Below are 17,430 nucleotides of genomic sequence, written 5' to 3'. Positions count from 1 at the left end.
CGTGGTGATCTCCACCGTACGAGAACCGGCAACAGCGCGGAACGTGCCCGAGGCGGACCGCGCTCTCCTACCGGGGGCGGAGAGCGGCGGGTCAGCGGCGGGCGGTGACCCGCTCGGTCTCGGCCCGCCGCTCCTGCTGCGCCGGGTCCGGGTTGACCACCTGCACCAGCGAGGCGCCGGCGGCGAGCACTGCGAGGAAACCGTCGATGAGCTCGGCGGGCGTCTCCCACGGCGTGCTGGAGAGCACCCGGTCGCCCTCGGCGAAGCCCTGCCTGCGCGCGGAGCCGCGCGCCTCGGCCAGCACCTCGGCCACGGTCAGCCCGTCCAGCGCGGTGCCGAGCCCGCCGGGGAGGAACTGGTCGCCGTGCACCCGCACGGAGGTGGCGAAATCGGTGACCCCGATCGGCAGGTCGCGCACCGGTGCGCCGAGCGCGTCCAGCGAGAGCGCGGCCACCTCGGGCACGCCGTCGGCGTCGTCGAGCCGCTGCGCGGTGACCAGCGCCAGATCGGCGTCCGGGTCCGGGCGCAGTACCACCTCGACCCCGGCCCACCAGCAACCGAGCAGCACCGCCGCGGTCTGCCAGTGCGCGGGCAGCAGCACCGCGACCCGCGCGCCCGGTGCAAGGCCGAACTCGTCGCGGATCAGGTTGGCGGTCTTGGCCGCCCAGTTGGCCAGCGTCAGCCCGGAGAGCTCGATCCGGGCGCCGGTGGCGTCGTCGTACCAGGTGACCCGCGGCGCGGCGGGCTCGCGGGCCAGCACCGGGTCGAGCAGGGCCTCGGTGAGGGTCAGGGCGTCTCGCATCAGTTCACGCATTTCGGTCCGGTGTTCCCTGCGGCGATCGGAGGGGCGGGTGGCACGGGCGTCGCGGTCGCCGCCGCCGTCTCCGAGAAGTCGAACACCCCGGCCGCGGACGAGCCGGGACCAGAATAGTCGCTCGCCAGCACCACGCCGATCGCACCGGGCAGCACCGCCGCGTCGGCGCGCACCGGGAGCCCGCCGAGCGCCTCCGCGACGGCGGCGGCCTTCGGGTCGTCCGCGTCCGCGGCGACGACCGTGCTGGCGAGCGCGGTCTCCCCGGTCCAGTTGCCGATCTCGCCGGGGCGGAACCCCTTGCCGGTGAGCGCCTCCGAGACCTGCCCGGCCAGCCCGGCCACGCCGGAGGAGTTGTAGACGTCCACCGTGACCGCGGCGGGCAGCACCGCGGGCTCGCCCGCGCCCTGCTCGCCGACGAGCGAGGCCACGTACTTCTTCACCGTCTTCGGCTCCACCTTCACCACCGCCTCGCCGTACGCGGTCATGCCGTTCAGGTCGGCCACCGGGATGGTCTCGAACCGCACCTGGCCGGCCGAGAGGTCGCGCAGCTGGCGCAGGAAGGCGAGCACGTCCCAGTCCTCGTCCAGCACGACGGTGCGCCCGACGGCATCGCTGAGCTGCTGCAGCCGCCCCGGGTTGCCGAGCGTGCCCGCGCTCAGCATCTGGCCCACCAGCTGCGCCATGAACACCTGCTGGCGCACGATCCGGTCCAGGTCGCCGCGCGGCAGGTCGTGCCGCTGCCGGACGAAGCTGAGTGCCTGCGGCCCGTCCAGCTTCTGCACCCCCGCCGGGAAGTCGGCGCCGGACATCCACTCGTCAACGGCGTTGGTCAGGCACACCTCGACGCCGCCGACCGCGTCGGTGAGCAGCACGAAACCGAGCAGGCTCACCTCGGCGTAGTGGTCGACGGTGATGCCGGTGAGGTTCCCGACCGAGGAGATCAGCGCCTTGCGCCCGGCCTGGGTGGAGCGGTCCTCGGCGGCGGACTCGGAGACGCCCTGGTTCAGCAGCTCCAGCCGCTCGGTCTCCTTGGTTGCGCCGTACGCCGAGTTGATCTTGCCCTTGCCGAACTCGGGGATGTCGACGTAGGAGTCGCGCGGGATCGAGATCGCGGTCGCCGAGCTGCCGTCGTTCGGCACCCGGATCAGCACGATGGTGTCGGTGTTGGTGCCCACCTCGTCTCCGGCGTGCAGCATGGCGCGCTCGTCGTCGGAGAGCGGGTCGCCGTGCGCGTCGGTGCGGCTGTCCACCCCGACCAGCAGGATGTCGACCGCGCCGTCCCGGCCGCCGCCGAGCGCGAGATTGTCGATCCGCTCGATGTCGGAGACCAGGGAATCGACGCCGTGCCAGCCGTAGCCGGTGATCGCGAAGGTGGCCACCGCGACCAGCGCGACCAGCACTCGCACCGGGCCGAAGATGGCGGGCCGTGGCTTGTCTTCCGCGACGGGCGCCGGGGGCCGCACCGTCCCGCGCCGCCGCTCCGACCGCTCCGACCGTGGCTTCCGCTCCGACCGAGGCTTTCGCTCGGATCGCGGCTGCTTCTCCGATCGCTGCGGCCGCTCCGATTGTGGCTGCCGCTCCGACTGTGGCGTCCGCTCCGATTGTGGCTGCCGCTCCGATTGTGGCGTCCGCTCCGAGCGTGGCTGCCGTTCCGGCCACGGCCGCCGCTCGGCAGCAGGCCGTGGCGCGCGCTGACCGGCTGCGCGCCGGTCGCGGCCCGGTTCCTGCTCGTCGTACCCGCGCTGCGACACCTGTGCGTCCTCTCCACGAATCGAGCGCAGTGCTCGCTACCGGCAAGTCTTCCGTACGGCGAGCGCTCCCCGCGCCCCGGCCGCTCGCGCCCCGGTCCGGAGACCTCAGGCTAACCAACGGCAACCGGCACGGCGCCGAGCCACGCCAGCCCGGCGTGCCACACTGGCGGCCGTGACCGACGCGCCGGAAGCAGCCGCCACCGCCCGCACCCCCCTGATCGTGACCGGGGCGAACGGGCAGGTCGGCCGCGAGCTGCTCCGGCTCGCCCCGCACGCGCGCGGATACAGCAGGCACGAACTCGACATCCGGGATCCGGACGCGGTGTCGGCCGCGCTGGAGCCGGGTGCCGTCGTGCTGAACTGTGCCGCCTACACCGCGGTGGACGCCGCCGAGACCGACGCCGCGGCGGCTTTCGCAGGCAACGGGACGGGACCGGAGGTGCTCGCCGCGGCCTGTGCCCGGGCGGGGGCGAGGCTGGTTCATCTCTCGACCGACTACGTCTTCTCGGGTACCCGCTCGGCCTCCGGCGACACCGTGCCGTACGACACCACCGACACCCCCGACCCGGTCACCGTCTACGGCCGCTCCAAGCTGGCCGGGGAGCAGGCCGTGCTGGCGAGCACCGCCCGCGCGCACGTGGTGCGCACCGCCTGGGTCTACTCCGCGGGCGGCGCCGACTTCGTCAGCACCATGCTCCGGCTGGAGCGCGAGCGCGACACCGTCGACGTGGTCGCCGACCAGATCGGCAGCCCGACCTTCGCCGCCGACCTGGCCGCCGGGCTGCTCGAGCTGGTCGGGCGCCCGGAGGCGCCCCGGCTGCTGCACGCCACCAACGCCGGGCAGGCCAGCTGGTTCGACCTGGCCCGCGCGGTCTTCGCCGCCGCGGGCGCCGACCCGGAGCGGGTGCGGCCGGTCGACACCGCGGCCTTCCCGAGACCCGCACGGCGTCCGGCCTATTCGGTGCTCTCCCCCCGCTCCTGGGCCGAGGCGCGGCTCACGCCGCTGCGGGAATGGCAGGTCGCGCTGCGCGCGGCGCTCGCCAGGGCCGGGGCGGGCGCGGGCGCGGCCACCGGCGACTAGGCTGAGCCGCCGTGAGCGCAACCGAATCCGCTGCCCCCGGTGGGCTCGTGGTCGTCACGGTGACCTATTCACCTGGCGAGCACCTCGAGCACTTCATCACCACCCTCGCCACAGCGACCGATGAGAAACCACAGGTCATCCTGGCCGACAACGGCTCGACCGATGGCACACCCGAACTCGCCGCCGAGGCGAACGCGCACGTCCGGCTGCTGCGCACCGGCGGCAACATCGGCTACGGCGGGGCCATCAACATGGCCGTCGCCCAGATCGACCCCTCGGTCGAGTTCGTGGTGATCGCCAACCCGGACATCCGCTGGGGCACCGGGGCCATCGACGAGCTGCTCGCCGCCGCGCAGCGCTGGCCGCGCGCGGGCGCGGTCGGGCCGATGGTCCGCGAGCCGGACGGCAGCGTCTACCCCTCCGCGCGCCGGGTGCCCGGCCTGGCCGACGGCGCGGGCCACGCCATCCTCGGCGCCGTCTGGAAGGGCAACCCCTGGACCCGCCGGTACCGCAGGGAGAACGAGGAGATCTCCGAGCGCACCGTCGGCTGGCTCTCCGGCTCCTGCCTGTTGGTCCGGCGCGCCGCCTTCGACAGCATCGAGGGGTTCGACTCCCGGTACTTCATGTACATGGAGGACGTCGACTTCGGCGACCGCATCGGCAAGGCGGGCTGGCACAACGTCTTCGTGCCGTCCGCCGAGGTCACCCATGCCAAGGGGCACGCGGCGGGCAAGCACCCCGAGCTCATGCTGCCCGCGCACCACGCCAGCGCCTACCGCTTCCAGGCGGACCGGCATCCGCACTGGTGGCAGCTGCCTTTGCGGCTCGCTCTGCGCGCCGGACTTGCGGTTCGCTCCCGGATTGCGGTTCGATCTGCGCTGCGCGCGCAAGGCCGCGAGCGCTAGGAACTCTCGACAGGGGAGCTGATGGCAGGCAACGAAGGTACCGACGCGGTCATCCTGGTCGGCGGAAAGGGCACCCGGCTGCGGCCGCTCACGCTCTCCGCCCCCAAGCCGATGCTGCCGACGGCCGGGCTGCCGTTCCTGACGCACCTGCTGGCCAGGATCAAGGCGGCGGGCATCACGCACGTGGTGCTCGGCACCTCCTTCAAGGCCGAGGTCTTCTCCGATTATTTCGGGGACGGCTCCGAGCTGGGGCTGGAGATCGAGTACGTCTACGAGAGCGAGCCGCTCGGCACCGGCGGCGGCATCAGGAACGTGCTGCCCAAGCTGCGCGCCGACACCGTCGTGGTGTTCAACGGCGACGTGCTCGGCGGCACCGACCTGCGGGAGGTGCTGGCGACGCACCACACCACCGGTGCCGACGTCACGCTGCACCTCGTCCGGGTGAGCGACCCGCGGGCGTTCGGGTGCGTGCCGACCGACGATGCGGGGCGGGTGCAGGCGTTCCTGGAGAAGACGCAGGATCCGCCGACCGATCAGATCAACGCCGGGTGCTACGTGTTCCGGCGGGAGTACATCGAGAAGATTCCGGAGGGGCGGCCGGTCTCGGTCGAGCGCGAGGTCTTTCCCGCGCTGCTCGCCGAGGGGGCTCGGGTGCAGGCGCACGTGGACTCGTCGTACTGGCGGGACATGGGCACCCCGGAGGACTTCGTTCGCGGCTCCGCCGATCTCGTTCGCGGGATCGCGCCCTCGCCCGCGCTGCCGGGTCAGCGGGGAGAGTCGCTGGTGCATCCGGGGGCCGGCGTCGCGCCGGGGGCGCTGCTCATCGGTGGCACCGTGGTCGGGCGCGGCGCCGAGATCGGGGCAGGGGCCCGGCTGGACGGGGCCATCGTCTTCGACGGCGCGGTCGTCGAGGCCGGGGCGACGGTCGAGCGGACCATCATCGGCTTCGGCGCCCGGATCGGGCCGCGGGCGCTGGTCCGCGACGGCGTCATCGGCGACGGGGCGCATGTCGGCGCCCGCTGCGAGCTGCTCCGCGGTGCCCGGGTGTGGCCGGGCGTCGTGATCCCGGACGGCGGGATCAGGTTCAGCACCGACGTCTGACGGTCACGCCTTCCAGATGTAGCGGCTCTTCGGGCGGCCTGCCTTGCCGTAATCCGACCTGCGGTCCACCAGGCCGTCGTCGGCCAGTTTCTCCAGGTAGCGCCAGGCTGTGATGCGGGAGACGCCCACCGTGGAGGCGGTTTCGGTGGCGGTCACCCCCTGGGGGGTGGTGCGGACCGCCTCCGAGATCTCGCGGAGGGTCTGGGGGGCGAACCCCTTCGGGGTGGTGGCGCGCTGGTCGCTGGTGCGGAGGATGCCGAAGGCTCGGTCGATCTCCTGCTGGGTGGCGGCGGATTGGCCCTCGGGGAGGGCGTGCCGGAATTCGCGGTAGCGCTCGAGTTTGTCGCGGAAGGCGGCGAAGGTGAAAGGTTTCAACAGGTAGAGGACGACGCCGGAGGCCACGGCGGTGCGGACCATGGTGAGGTCGCGGGCCGAGGTGATGGCGATGACGTCGGGGCGGGGGGTCAGGCCCGCCATGGCGGTGGCCAGGTCGAGGCCGCTGGCGTCGGGGAGGCCGATGTCCATCAGCACCAGGTCGATGGGGGCATCGTTGGCCGACGCCTCGGCGACGGCCCGCATCCCCTCGCGCGCGGTGTGCGCGACCCGGACCGCGGTGAATCCGGTGAGCCGCTCGACGTAGGCGCGGTGCGCCTCGGCGATGAGCGGTTCGTCCTCGACGATCAGAACTCTGATCACTCCGGCTGATCCTTTCGCGGAATCGTCACCACCACGGCGCTCTCGGGCGCCCGGTCGGTCCGGATTGTGCCACCGTGCCGCGAAACCAAACGATGCACCAGGGCGAGACCGATCCCGTGGTGGTCGCTCTTGGTGGTGTACCCGCGCTCGGCGGCCCGCGCGAACAGCTCCGCCGACATGCCTGGCCCGCTGTCCGTCACCCGGACCTCCAGTACCTCGTCGTGCCGCCCGATCGTCACCTCCACCCAGCGGTCGGAGGAGGCGGCAGCAGCATCAATGGCATTGTCCACCAGGTTGCCGACCAGCGTCACGCCCTCGTGCGCGGAGAGCGGCTCGACGGTCTCCAGCGCGGTCTCGTCGCTCACCGTCAGCTCCACCGAGCGCTCGGCCGCCTGGTTCACCTTGCCGAGCAGCAGCGCCGCCAGCGCGGGATCGCCGACGGCCGTGAGCATCCGGTCCACCAGCGCCTGCGAGAGCTCCAGCTCGGCGGTGGCGAACTCCACCGCCTCCCGGTAGCGGCCCAGCTCCACCATGGTGACCACGGTGTGCAGCCGGTTCGCCGCCTCGTGCGCCTGCGCGCGCAGCGACTCCGCGAAGTTCCGCACCGAATCGAGTTCGCCGAGCACGGTGCGCAATTCGGTGTGGTCGCGGATGGTCATCACGGTGCCGATCGGGCGGCCGGCCCAGGTCACCACGTCCTGGTTGACCAGCAGCACCCGGTCCTCGGTGACGTGCGTTTCGTCGCGCACCTCGCCGCTTCCGGTGCGGCGCAGCGAGACCGGCAGGTCGTCGCGCAGGACCGGCCCCGCCGGCAGGTCGAGCAGCCTGCGCGCCTCGTCGTTCACCACGTCGGCGCGGCCGTCGGCGTCGAAGACCACCAGCCCCTCGTGCACCGAGTGCAGCACGGCGTCGTGGTGCTCGTACATGGCGCGCAGCTCGGCGGGGCCGAGGCCGTGCGTCTGCCTGCGCAGCCTGCGCCCGATCAGGAACGAGCCGCCCGCCGCGGTGGCGAGCCCGGCGATCGCGACGGCGAGGATCGAGCTCAGCTGCGCGCCCACCTCGTCGCCGATCCGCGCCCTGGTGACCCCGGCGGAGACCAGCGCGACCACCGTGTCGCCGTCGTACACCGGGGTGACCGCGCGGATGGAGGGGCCGAGCGTCCCGGTGAAGGTCTCGGTGAAGGTCTGGCCTGCCAGCGCGCGGTCGATGGTGCCGGTGAAGGCCTGGCCGATCCGGTCCGGGTCGGTGTGTGTGTAGCGGGTGCGGTCCGGGGCCATGACCACGATGAAGTCCATCCCGGTCTCGCGCCGGATCTGCTCGGTGACGGGTTGCAGCCGCAGCGTCGGCTCCGCCGAGCGCACCGCGTCGACCAGCCCGGGGGAGCGGGCCAGGCTCACCGCGACGTCCACCACCTCCTGCGCGGTGGCGGAGTCGCTGTCGTGCCTGGCGTCGACGACGGCGAGCACCGCGCCCGCGGCCACGATCAGCGCGACCACCGCGAGCTGCAGCACGAAGGCCTGCCCGGCCAGGGAGAAGCCGGTTCTGTTCCCTTCGTGCCCTTTGTTCCGTTGTTGTCCGCCGTAAAACCGCACCACCTGAACGTAATGCACCAAACAGTGACCCATGTCACTGGCGGGGAACATCCTGAGCACACGGGCGGCATCGGTCGTCATCGCGGGGGCACCGACAGAAGGAACATCGCAATGAGCGACACCACGCATCCGGCGGTCCCGGAGACGGAAAGCCCCCCGGCGGCCCGCAGGGACCGCACGCACTGGCTCTACATCGCGGTCATCGTCGCCGTCGTCGGCGGCATCCTGGTCGGCTGGCTCGCGCCCGGCACCGGCAAGGCGCTCGGCCCGCTCGGCACCATGTTCGTGAACCTGATCAAGATGATGATCGGGCCGGTGATCTTCTGCACCATCGTGCTCGGTATCGGCTCGGTGCGGAAGGCGGCCACCGTCGGCAAGGTCGGCGGCCTGGCCATCGGCTACTTCCTCGCCATGTCCACGGTGGCGCTCGGCATCGGCCTCGTGGTCGGCAACCTGCTCGACCCGGGCAGCGGCATGAACCTCGGCCAGGACGCGGGAGCGGGCGCGCAGTACGCCGACCAGGCGCACGCGGGCGGCGGCACCGTCGAGTTCATCCAAGGCATCATCCCGGAGACGCTGCTCTCCGCGCTCACCGAGGGCAGCGTGCTGCAGGCGCTCTTCGTGGCGCTGCTGGTCGGGTTCGCGGTCCAGGCCATGGGCAGCGCGGGCGAGCCGGTGCTGCGCGCCGTCGGGGTGCTGCAGAAGCTGGTCTTCCGGATCCTCTCGATGATCCTGTGGCTGGCCCCGATCGGCGCCTTCGGCGCCATCGCCAACGTGGTCGGCCGCACCGGGCTGGACGCGGTGCTGCAGCTGGCCACGCTGATGATCGCCTTCTACCTCACCTGCCTGCTCTTCGTCTTCGGCATCCTCGGCACGCTGATGTGGAGCGTCTCCCGGGTGAACATCTTCAAGCTCTGCCGCTACCTGGCCCGCGAGTACCTGCTCATCGTCGCCACCTCGTCCTCGGAGTCGGCGCTGCCCCGCCTGATCGCCAAGCTCGACCACCTCGGCGTCGAGCGCACCACCGTCGGCGTCGTCGTGCCGACCGGCTACTCCTTCAACCTGGACGGCACCGCCATCTACCTGACCATGGCCTCGATCTTCATCGCCGACGCCATGGGCCAGCCGCTCACGCTCGGCGAGCAGCTCGGGCTGCTGGTCTTCATGATCGTCGCCTCCAAGGGCGCCGCCGGGGTCACCGGCGCGGGGCTGGCGACGCTGGCGGGCGGGCTGCAGAGCCACCGGCCGGACCTGCTCGACGGCGTCGGGCTGATCGTCGGCATCGACCGCTTCATGTCCGAGGCGCGGGCGCTCACCAACTTCTCCGGCAATGCCGTCGCGACCGTGCTGATCGGCACCTGGACCGGCACCATCGACAAGGCGCGGGTGACCGAGGTGCTCGACCGCAAGATCCCGTTCGACGAGCAGACCATGCTCGACGACGAGCACGGTGCCACCGGGTCCGCGGAACCGGAACCCACCGCCGACAAGAAACTGGTCACCGCCTGACCAGCCGGAAGGGGACTCCGTCCGCGGGGTTCCCTTCCCCACGTCCGGGGTTGCGCCGCCGTGCACCGGGTAGCGTCTGAATATGGCAGATGTTGTTGTCGTCGGCTCCGGGCCCAACGGGCTCGCCGCCGCCGTCGTACTGGCGCGGGCCGGGCTCTCGGTCGAGGTGTACGAGGCGTTCGAGGCGGCGGGCGGCGGCTCCCGCACCGCCGAGCTGACGCTCCCCGGCTTCCACCACGACGTCTGCGCGGGCGCGCACCCCATGGCGCTGGCCGCCCCCTTCTTCCGCGCCTTCGACCTGGCCGCGCACGGCGTCGAGCTGCTCGCCCCCGAAGTCTCCTACGCGCATCCCCTCGACGGCGGCACCGCCGGGCTGGCCTGGCGCGACCTGGACCGCACCGTGGCCGGGCTCGGCGTCGACGGCCCCGCCTGGCGCCGCCTCTTCGCCCCGCTGGTCCGGCAGTGGCCGGAGGTGGTCGAGCTGGCCATGTCGGACATGCGGCACCTGCCCATCGCCAGGGCGAGCACCATCCGCTTCGGGCTGCGCATGCTGGAGCAGGGCAGCCCCGCCTGGAACCTGCGCTTCCGGGAGACGGCGGCCCCCGCCCTGCTCACCGGCATCGCCACGCACGCCATCACCCCGCCGCGCAAGCTGCCCGCGGTCGGCGCGGCGCTGCTGCTCGGCACGCTGGCACACGCGGGCGGCTGGGTGATCCCGCGCGGCGGCAGCCAGGCCATCGCGAACGCCATGATCGCCGAGCTGGAGCGGCTGGGCGGCCGGGTGATCACCGGCCACCGGGTCGATTCGCTGCACGACTTCCCGGACGCGAAGGCGGTCCTGCTCGACACCGCTCCCGCCGAGCTGCTCCGGATCGCCACCACCGAGCTGCCCGAGCGCTACGCCGCCACGCTGCGCCGCTTCAAGTACGGCGGCGCCGCCTGCAAGGTCGACTTCGCGCTCTCCGGCCCGGTGCCGTGGCAGGCCGAGGGCTGCGACCGCGCCGGCACCCTGCACGTCGTCGGGACCAGGGCCGAGGCGATGGCCGCCGAGCAGGCGGTGGCCGCGGGCAACCACGCCCCGCGCCCGTACGTGCTCGCCATCCAGCCCGGCGTGGTCGACGACACCCGCGCGCCCGCGGGCAAGCACACCTTCTACACCTACGCGCACGTCCCGCACGGCTCGACCAGGGACGTCAGCGAGGACATCATCGCCCAGATCTCCCGCTTCGCCCCCGGCTTCCGCGACCTGATCCTGGACAAGCACGTCTACACCGCCGCGCAGCTGCCCGCGCACAACGCCAACTACGTCGGCGGCGACATCTCGGCGGGCGCGATGAACCTGTGGCAGACCGCCTTCCGGCCCGCGCCGCGCTGGAACCCGTACCGCACCCCGCTGCCCGGGGTGTACCTGTGTTCGTCCTCGACCCCGCCCGGCCCCGGTGTGCACGGGATGTCCGGCATGCACGCCGCCGGCCACGCGCTGCGCGAGCGGTTCGGCATCGAGACCGACCCGCTCGCGCTACTCGGCGATCAGGCCGGCGCCGGCGTCCGGTAGAGGTCCGGCTCCAGGTAGATCACCCGCGCCGCGGGCACCGCGGCCCGCACCCGCTGCTCGGCCGCGTCGATGGCGGCCGCGATCTGCTCGATGTCGAGGCCGGGGGTGACCGCGATCTTCGCCGCCACCAGCAGTTCCTCCGGGCCCAGGTACTGGGTCTTGAGGTGGATCACGGTGTCGATGCGCTCGCCGTCGACCAGCCCGGCGCGGATCGCCCTGTCCTCCTCGGGGGTCGCGCCCTCACCGATCAGCAGGCTCTGCATCTCGATGATGAGCACGATCGCGATCACGCCGAGCAGCGTGCCGATGCCGAGCGTGCCGATGCCGTCCCAGATCGGGTCGTCGGTGACAACGGTGAGCCCGACGCCGCCGAGCGCGAGGATCAGGCCGATCAGCGCGCCCGCGTCCTCCAGCAGCACGACCGGCAGCTCCGGGCTGCGCGAGTTGCGGATGAACCGCCACCAGCTCGCCGAGCCCTTGAGCGGGCGGGACTCCTTGATCGCGGTGCGGAAGCTGAAGGTCTCCAGCCCGATCGCGACCAGGAGGATCACGATCGCCACGATCGGCGAGTTCAGCTCCTCCGGGTGCTGCACCTTGTGGATGCCCTCGTAGAGCGCGTACACCGAGCCGAGCGTGAAGAGCACCAGCGCGACGACGAACGAGTAGAAGTACCGGTTCCGGCCGTAGCCGAACGGGTGCAGCTGGTCGGCCTCCTGCGCGGCGCGCTTCTGGCCGAGCAGCAGCAGCCCCTGGTTCGCCGTGTCGGCGACCGAGTGCACGCCCTCGGCCAGCATGGACGCCGACCCCGTGATCGCGGCGCCGATGAACTTCGCCACGGCGATGCCCGCGTTCGCCGCCAACGCGGCGATGATCGCCTTCCTGCCACCGCCAGCCGACATCGTGGCCCCTTCCCCTCGCGATACCCGCGCCGCTCCGGCACGGTGCGCTGTGCGCGGGACTCAGACTAGGCCAGCCCGGCCCGCTGCTCCGGGCGGACCGGGACCCGGAGCCCGGCGGTGCTGCCGACGCAGGCGCAGAACACCTGGGCCCGGCCCTCCAGCGCCTGCGCGCGAATGTCGATGTCGGCGGCGGAGACCCAGGCCGCGCCGCCGCGCGCCAGGGTGACCGCGGCGCCGTCGCGGTCGTGCAGCCGCACCCGGCCCGCCGTGCAGAGCACGATGCCGGGCCCGGCGTGCGTGAGCGGCACGTGTGCGGCGCCCGCGGCGAGGTCGAAGCGGCGCAGCGCGAACTCCGGCGCCGGGGTGCGGTAGCGCACCGAGCCGTCGCCCGCCGGTTCGGGCAGCACCACCGGCAGCGCGATCGGCTCGAAGTCGAGCACCCGCAGCAGCTCGGGGACGTCGACGTGCTTGGGGGTGAGCCCGCCGCGCAGCACATTGTCCGAGTTCGCCATGATCTCGACGGCCAGCCCGCGCAGGTAGGCGTGCAGGTTGCCCGCCGCGAGGAACAGACCCTGCCCCGGCTCCAGCGTGATCCGGTTCAGCAGCAACGCGGCCAGCACCCCGGCGTCGCCCGGGTAGGCCTCGGCCAGCTCCAGCGCCGTCTTGGCCTCGGCGGTGAACGGCCGCGGCCCGGCGCTGGAGAGGTAGCGCACGCAGCCGTCGAGCACCGCGGGCAGCAGCCCGGCGAGCGCGTTGTGCGGCAGCGTGATCCAGGTGGTGAAGAGCATGCGCAGCCCGGAGGCGTCCGGCTGCGCCGCGAGCAGCTCCGCGTAGTGCGCCAGCTCGCCGACGTCGAGCGCGCGCAGCAGCTCGACCGTCCTGGTCGGCTCCCGGAACCCGGCCAGCGCCTCGAACCGCTCCAGCGCGACCACCAGCTCCGGCTTGTGGTTGTCGTCCCGGTAGTTGCGCAGCGGTGAGTCGAGCGCGACCCCGGTGGCGTTCTCCCGGCCGAAGCCTGCCAGCGCCTGCTCCCGGCTCGGGTGCGCCTGCAGCGAGAGCGGCTCCTCGGCCGCGAGCAGCTTCAGCAGGAAGGGCAGCGTGCCGTCGAACGGCGCCGCGGCCCAGCCCAGTTCGCGCGCCGGGTCGGCGGCGACCAGGTCGAGCAGGGAGCGCCTGCCCGCGCCGTCCAGCACGACGTGCGCCGGGTCGGCCGGGTGCGCGCCGAACCACAGCTCGGCCTCCGGGTGCGCCGACGGCACCGGCCTGCCGCACAGCTCCGCGAGCGCGGTGCGCGACCCCCAGGCGTACGAGCGCAGCGCACCCACCAGTTCGTGCACTAGAAGCGTCCCCCGTCGTACCGGTCCGGCGTGCCGCCGGGGGCGGCGAGCAGCCCGAGGTAGGCCGCGGCCATCTCCAGCCGCAGCGCGAGCACCGCGAGCTGCTCCACCTCGCCGCCGCGGCTCGGCTCCGGCGCGGCGTCGGCGGGCGGGGTGGCGGGGGCGGCCGGGTCGGTGAGCCCGCTGTGCAGCAGATCCAGCTCGGCGTTCACCAGGTCGGCGTCGACCGGGCCCGCGCCGTCGCCGCCGAAGCGCGCGATCCGCCTGCCCGCCGCCGCCTGGTCGGCGTCCGCGCTGAGCACGAAGATCCGCACCCGCTCCACCGGGGCAGGGCCGTCCAGCTCCTCGTCGTGGAAGAGCGGGTCGAAGTCGGGCGCGGTGCCTGCCGCCACCGCGACCAGCCGCGGCTGCGCGGCCACCGCCTCGGCCAGGTTCACCGCCGCCGCGACCTGCCCGGCCGACTGCAGCAGCACCTCGGCCGCGTGCCCGGCCAGCGCCGCCGTCGCGGGGGAGTCGCCGCTGAAGAGCACGCGGTGCTGCCGCATCCGCGCGGCGAGCGTCTTGGCCGGGTTGTGGAAGACCTCGTGCTCGGGGCCGTCGCGCAGCGCCTCGGCGTCGAGGATGTCGGCCAGCTTGTTCAGGTCGGGCACCGCGACCCCGGCGCGGCCGGGGTCGATGGCGGCGAGCACGGCCAGCCCGGCGGCGAAGTAGCGCAGCAGCCGGTTGTGGTCGAGCACCGTGACGCGCGGCTCCAGCAGCGCGGCCCTTCCGCCCGCCGCGGCGGCCAGCGGCCCCTCGATCGGCGCGGCGACCACGACCTCGGCGCCGCGCCGCTGGGCCCGGTCCACCGCCTCCAGCAGCCGCGGGTCGCCCGCGTCGTCGCCCGCCACCAGCACCACGTCCAGCGCGCCGACCCAGGCGGGCAGCGCGGAGACCGGGACGACCGGTAGCCCGGACTGCGGCCCGAGCGCGGCGATCAGCAGCGCGGCGGCCCGCGCGGCGCGGCCGGAGCCGGTCACGATCACCAGGCTGCGGGCGCCGGTCCTCGGCAGTGTGGCGAGCGCGTTCTCCGTGACGGCCGCCGCGGTGGCGCGCACCTGGGCCCCGCCGGACGCGGCGGAGCGCAGTGCGCCGTTGGCGTCGGCGGCCGAGATCGACGCGGCATCATCGAGGTCGAGCACCGGTGTTCCAGCGATCATCGGGCGTCCCACCTCCCCTCATCGCGGTGTGATCGGTCGGGCCGTACCCGCCGCCCCGGCGTCCACACCGAGGGCTCGGGCGAATGCGGTCTCTGTGATTCCACTATTCCAGTCAGGAGCGGACGATGTTCAGGATCTCGGTCACGAGTGCGTCTACTTCGGCCGCCGATCGGGCTTCGACGTTCAGCCGCAGCAGCGGTTCGGTATTCGACGCGCGCAGATTGAACCAGGCGTGCTCGGGCAGTTCGACGGTGACGCCGTCCAGCCGGTCCACCGCGCGGGCGCGATCGGCGAAGGCGTCGAGCACGGCCGCGGTGCGCCCGGCGGCGTCGGCCACCGTGGAGTTGATCTCGCCCGAGGCGGCGTACTTCGTGTACGCGGCCATCAGCTCGGAGACCGGGCGCTGCTGCTCGCCGAGCGCGGCAAGCACGTGCAGCGCGGCCAGCATGCCGGAGTCGGCGCCCCAGAAGTCGCGGAAGTAGTAGTGCGCCGAGTGCTCGCCGCCGAAGACCGCGCCGGTCTCGGCCATCTGCTGCTTGATGAAGGAGTGCCCGACCCTGGTGCGCACCGGGTTGCCGCCGAGCTCGGTGACGAGCTCGGGCACGGTCCGCGAGGTGATCAGATTGTGGATAATGCTGGCGCCCGGCGCCTTGGCCAGCTCCCGCTCGGCCACCAGCGCGGTGATCGCGGACGGCGAGACCGGCTCGCCCCGCTCGTCCACCACGAAGCAGCGGTCGGCGTCGCCGTCGAAGGCGAGGCCGATGTCGGCGCCGCTGCGCCGCACCAGCTCCTGCAGGTCGACCAGGTTGGCCGGGTCGAGCGGGTTGGCCTCGTGATTCGGGAAGGTGCCGTCCAGCTCGAAGTAGAGCGGGACGATGCTCAGCTGCCGCAGCCCGCCGAGCACCTCGGGCACGGTGTGCCCGCCCATGCCGTTGCCCGCGTCCACCGCGACGGTGAGCGGGCGGGAGCCGTCCAGGTCGACCAGCCCGCGCAGGAACTTGGCGTAGTCCGAGAGCAGGTCGGTGCGGACCGCGTCGCCCGCCGCGCCCTCGTAGCCGGGCACCCCCGCGACCACCTCGGCCGCGATGGTGGCGAGCCCGGTGTCCTGCCCGACCGGCTTGGCGCCCGCCCGGCACAGCTTGATGCCGTTGTACCTGGCCGGGTTGTGGCTCGCGGTGAACATGGCGCCGGGACAGTCGAGATCGCCGCTGGCGAAGTAGAGCTGGTCGGTGGAGGCGAGCCCGATGTGCACCACGTCGAGGCCCTGCGCCCGCACGCCGTCGGCGAAGGCGTCGGCCAGCTCCGGCGACGATGCCCGCATGTCGTGCCCGATGACGACCCGGTTCGCCTGCTCGGTCCGCATCAGCCGGGCGAACGCGGCGCCGACCTCGCGCACGAACGCGGCATCGATCTGTTCGCCGACGACACCGCGGACGTCGTAGGCCTTGATCACCGCGTTCACGGCGTCGGCGGAGCGGGGCACTGTCATGGGGAACACCCTAGTAGGCGGGGGCGCACGGTCTCGACGGTGGCCGTTGGCGTGGCGGCGGAGCCGTCGTCCGGGCGGGGAACGCGGTGCGCGCGGGCGAACCGTCCAGCGCGGCCGAGGTCAGTTCGGCGGGTCGGGCAGCACCCGGAGGTGCCCGCGGCGGCCGGTGCGTCCCGGTCGCGGCGGCGGGGGCAGGTGCTCGCGATACCCGCGCTGGTCGTGCTCCGGCGGCCTGCGGCGCAGCCCGGCCTCGCGGACCGCCTCGGCCAGCGCGGTCAGGTCGTCGTCGTCCGGGGTGCTGAAGCCACCCTCGTGCCGGACCATGTCCCAGCCCTTGGGGGCGGTGATCCGGGAGGCGTGCGTTTCGCAGAGATCCCAGGAGTGCGGCTCGGCGACCACGGCCAGCGGCCCGACCACGGCGGTCGAGTCCGAATAGACGAACGTCAGCGTCGCGACGGCTGGATTCTTGCAGCCGGGCCGGACGCAGCGACGCATGGGGATCACGAATGTGAGAGTAACCCCGTGGGCCCCGTCATGTGGACAGACACGCCTGGGGAATTCGTCGCACCGGCAGCGGAAAGGCATACCACGGACTACTCCTCCTCGTCGTCCGCCGGATCGATGACATCCGGGTCGACCCCGAGGTAGGTGGCGATCTGCTGGACGAGCACCTCGCGCAGCAGATCCACCAGATCGTCCGGATCGCCCGCGCGCAGCTCCAGCGGCTTCCGGAAGAGCACGACCCGCGCCCTGGTCGCGGTGCCGTGCCGATCGATGCCCGCGGGGACCAGCCGGGAGAGCGGCACCGGGCCGTCCGCCACCACCTCGTCCGGCCAGGTGACCGAATCCGGGTGCAGCGGACGGATTTTGGGAACATCATCGACGGCGATGTCCAGTTTGGTCAAGCGGTCGTGCCACTTGGAGTCGAGCGGCGCGAAGGCCTCGAGCACGAGCCGGTCGAACTTCTGCCCCCTGGTGCGCCACGCGGGCACCGTCGGCGGGAGCACCGGACCGCGCAGACCGCGGCCGCGGCGGATCACCGACCTCGCGGTCGGCGGGCGGCGGTGACGGGAACGGGCCATGGCTCGAACCTAGTCGTTCCGCCCGATGTCGTTGCTGTCGCGTGGCACGGCCGCCCGCGCCGGACCCCGGACGCTCGCGCGCCGGGGCGGCGTGAGCGACCGCTCAGACGATGCCGCGCTTGAGCCTGCGCCGCTCCCGTTCGGAGAGGCCGCCCCAGATGCCGAAGCGCTCGTCGTGCGCCAGGGCGTACTCGAGGCACTCGTCGCGCACCTCGCAGCCGAGGCAGATCCGCTTCGCCTCGCGGGTGGAGCCGCCCTTCTCGGGGAAGAACGCCTCCGGATCGGTCTGGGCGCAGAGCGCCCGCTCCTGCCACTGCTCCTCGATCGAGTCGAACATCTCGTCGAAGCCGGTGATGATCAGGCTCAACCGGGGTGGTTCGGCACCGCCCTCGTCCTGGCCACGACCGGTGTCTTCGCAGA

The 17,430-nt window shown here is 73.1% G+C and carries 16 protein-coding genes; 5 read left to right on the top strand and 11 right to left on the bottom strand.

Annotation, left to right across the window (positions count from 1 at the left end):
- Window positions 1–91: 91 nt before the first annotated feature.
- Window positions 92–802 (bottom strand): TIGR03089 family protein, encoded by a 711-nt coding sequence (locus tag ACFUJ1_RS27855; RefSeq protein WP_378650136.1) that lies wholly within the window; start codon window positions 800–802, stop codon window positions 92–94.
- On the bottom strand, window positions 802–2,220 hold the full coding sequence (locus tag ACFUJ1_RS27850) for an LCP family protein (protein ID WP_378650134.1): 1,419 nt from the start codon (window positions 2,218–2,220) through the stop codon (window positions 802–804). Before ACFUJ1_RS27850 ends, ACFUJ1_RS27855 begins: the two co-directional genes overlap by 1 nt.
- Before the next feature lie 517 nt (window positions 2,221–2,737).
- Between ACFUJ1_RS27850 and rfbD the strand changes: the two genes are divergently transcribed.
- Genes rfbD through ACFUJ1_RS27835 form a run of 3 tightly spaced genes read left to right on the top strand, consistent with a single transcriptional unit; the run spans window position 2,738 to window position 5,652 of the window.
- Window positions 2,738–3,646 (top strand): dTDP-4-dehydrorhamnose reductase, encoded by a 909-nt coding sequence (rfbD, locus tag ACFUJ1_RS27845; RefSeq protein WP_378650132.1) that lies wholly within the window; start codon window positions 2,738–2,740, stop codon window positions 3,644–3,646.
- 11 nt (window positions 3,647–3,657) lie between these two features.
- The gene (locus tag ACFUJ1_RS27840) at window positions 3,658–4,551 is read left to right on the top strand and encodes a glycosyltransferase family 2 protein (protein ID WP_378650130.1); all 894 of its coding nucleotides are present in this window, start codon (window positions 3,658–3,660) and stop codon (window positions 4,549–4,551) included.
- Between the two features lie 21 nt (window positions 4,552–4,572).
- Window positions 4,573–5,652: a sugar phosphate nucleotidyltransferase gene (locus ACFUJ1_RS27835; protein WP_378650128.1), complete on the top strand. Its 1,080-nt coding sequence runs from the start codon at window positions 4,573–4,575 to the stop codon at window positions 5,650–5,652.
- 3 nt (window positions 5,653–5,655) lie between these two features.
- On the opposite strand, the gene ACFUJ1_RS27830 is transcribed toward ACFUJ1_RS27835, so the two are convergent.
- Together ACFUJ1_RS27830 and ACFUJ1_RS27825 are read right to left on the bottom strand one after the other, a co-directional pair.
- Window positions 5,656–6,348 carry a response regulator gene (locus ACFUJ1_RS27830; RefSeq protein ID WP_233020168.1) on the bottom strand — a complete coding sequence of 231 codons (693 nt, stop codon included), beginning with the start codon at window positions 6,346–6,348 and terminating at the stop codon, window positions 5,656–5,658.
- Window positions 6,345–7,859: an ATP-binding protein gene (locus ACFUJ1_RS27825; protein ID WP_378650126.1), complete on the bottom strand. Its 1,515-nt coding sequence runs from the start codon at window positions 7,857–7,859 to the stop codon at window positions 6,345–6,347. The genes ACFUJ1_RS27830 and ACFUJ1_RS27825 overlap by 4 nt, the downstream gene beginning before the upstream one ends.
- 192 nt (window positions 7,860–8,051) lie before the next feature.
- Here ACFUJ1_RS27825 and ACFUJ1_RS27820 point away from each other — a divergent pair, with 192 nt between their 5' ends.
- Window positions 8,052–9,449, top strand: a complete 1,398-nt coding sequence (locus ACFUJ1_RS27820) for a cation:dicarboxylate symporter family transporter (protein ID WP_378650124.1) — start codon at window positions 8,052–8,054, stop codon at window positions 9,447–9,449.
- An 82-nt stretch (window positions 9,450–9,531) separates the two neighbouring features.
- Window positions 9,532–11,004, top strand: coding sequence for a phytoene desaturase family protein (locus ACFUJ1_RS27815; RefSeq protein WP_378650123.1), 1,473 nt, complete (start codon window positions 9,532–9,534; stop codon window positions 11,002–11,004).
- Here ACFUJ1_RS27815 and ACFUJ1_RS27810 read toward each other — a convergent pair.
- The 7 genes from ACFUJ1_RS27810 to ACFUJ1_RS27780 all read right to left on the bottom strand — a co-directional run bounded on the left by ACFUJ1_RS27810 (window position 10,980) and on the right by ACFUJ1_RS27780 (window position 17,347).
- A complete protein-coding gene (locus ACFUJ1_RS27810) occupies window positions 10,980–11,903 on the bottom strand; it encodes a cation diffusion facilitator family transporter (RefSeq protein ID WP_378650121.1) in 924 nt (307 codons plus the stop codon). The genes ACFUJ1_RS27815 and ACFUJ1_RS27810 overlap by 25 nt on opposite strands.
- 65 nt (window positions 11,904–11,968) lie before the next feature.
- Window positions 11,969–13,240 carry a mannose-6-phosphate isomerase, class I gene (gene manA / locus ACFUJ1_RS27805; RefSeq protein WP_378650119.1) on the bottom strand — a complete coding sequence of 424 codons (1,272 nt, stop codon included), beginning with the start codon at window positions 13,238–13,240 and terminating at the stop codon, window positions 11,969–11,971.
- The gene (locus ACFUJ1_RS27800; protein WP_378650117.1) at window positions 13,240–14,439 is read right to left on the bottom strand and encodes a tobH protein; all 1,200 of its coding nucleotides are present in this window, start codon (window positions 14,437–14,439) and stop codon (window positions 13,240–13,242) included. Before ACFUJ1_RS27800 ends, manA begins: the two co-directional genes overlap by 1 nt.
- Before the next feature lie 112 nt (window positions 14,440–14,551).
- Window positions 14,552–15,928: a phosphomannomutase/phosphoglucomutase gene (locus tag ACFUJ1_RS27795; RefSeq protein ID WP_378650115.1), complete on the bottom strand. Its 1,377-nt coding sequence runs from the start codon at window positions 15,926–15,928 to the stop codon at window positions 14,552–14,554.
- Window positions 15,929–16,048: 120 nt separating this feature from the next.
- Entirely contained in the window at window positions 16,049–16,423 is a 375-nt protein-coding gene (locus ACFUJ1_RS27790) for a DUF3499 domain-containing protein (protein WP_233020986.1), read from the bottom strand.
- A gap of 98 nt (window positions 16,424–16,521) precedes the next feature.
- Window positions 16,522–17,010, bottom strand: a complete 489-nt coding sequence (locus ACFUJ1_RS27785; RefSeq protein WP_357026163.1) for a metallopeptidase family protein — start codon at window positions 17,008–17,010, stop codon at window positions 16,522–16,524.
- Between the two features lie 103 nt (window positions 17,011–17,113).
- Window positions 17,114–17,347, bottom strand: a complete 234-nt coding sequence (locus ACFUJ1_RS27780; RefSeq protein WP_157103768.1) for a WhiB family transcriptional regulator — start codon at window positions 17,345–17,347, stop codon at window positions 17,114–17,116.
- Window positions 17,348–17,430: the final 83 nt, after the last annotated feature.

The organism is Nocardia sp. NPDC057227 (assembly GCF_042669725.1).
Classification (GTDB): domain Bacteria; phylum Actinomycetota; class Actinomycetes; order Mycobacteriales; family Mycobacteriaceae; genus Nocardia; species Nocardia asteroides_A.
The sequence above is the reverse complement of the archived record's forward strand: the minus strand, read 5'-3'. Positions and strand labels throughout refer to the sequence as shown.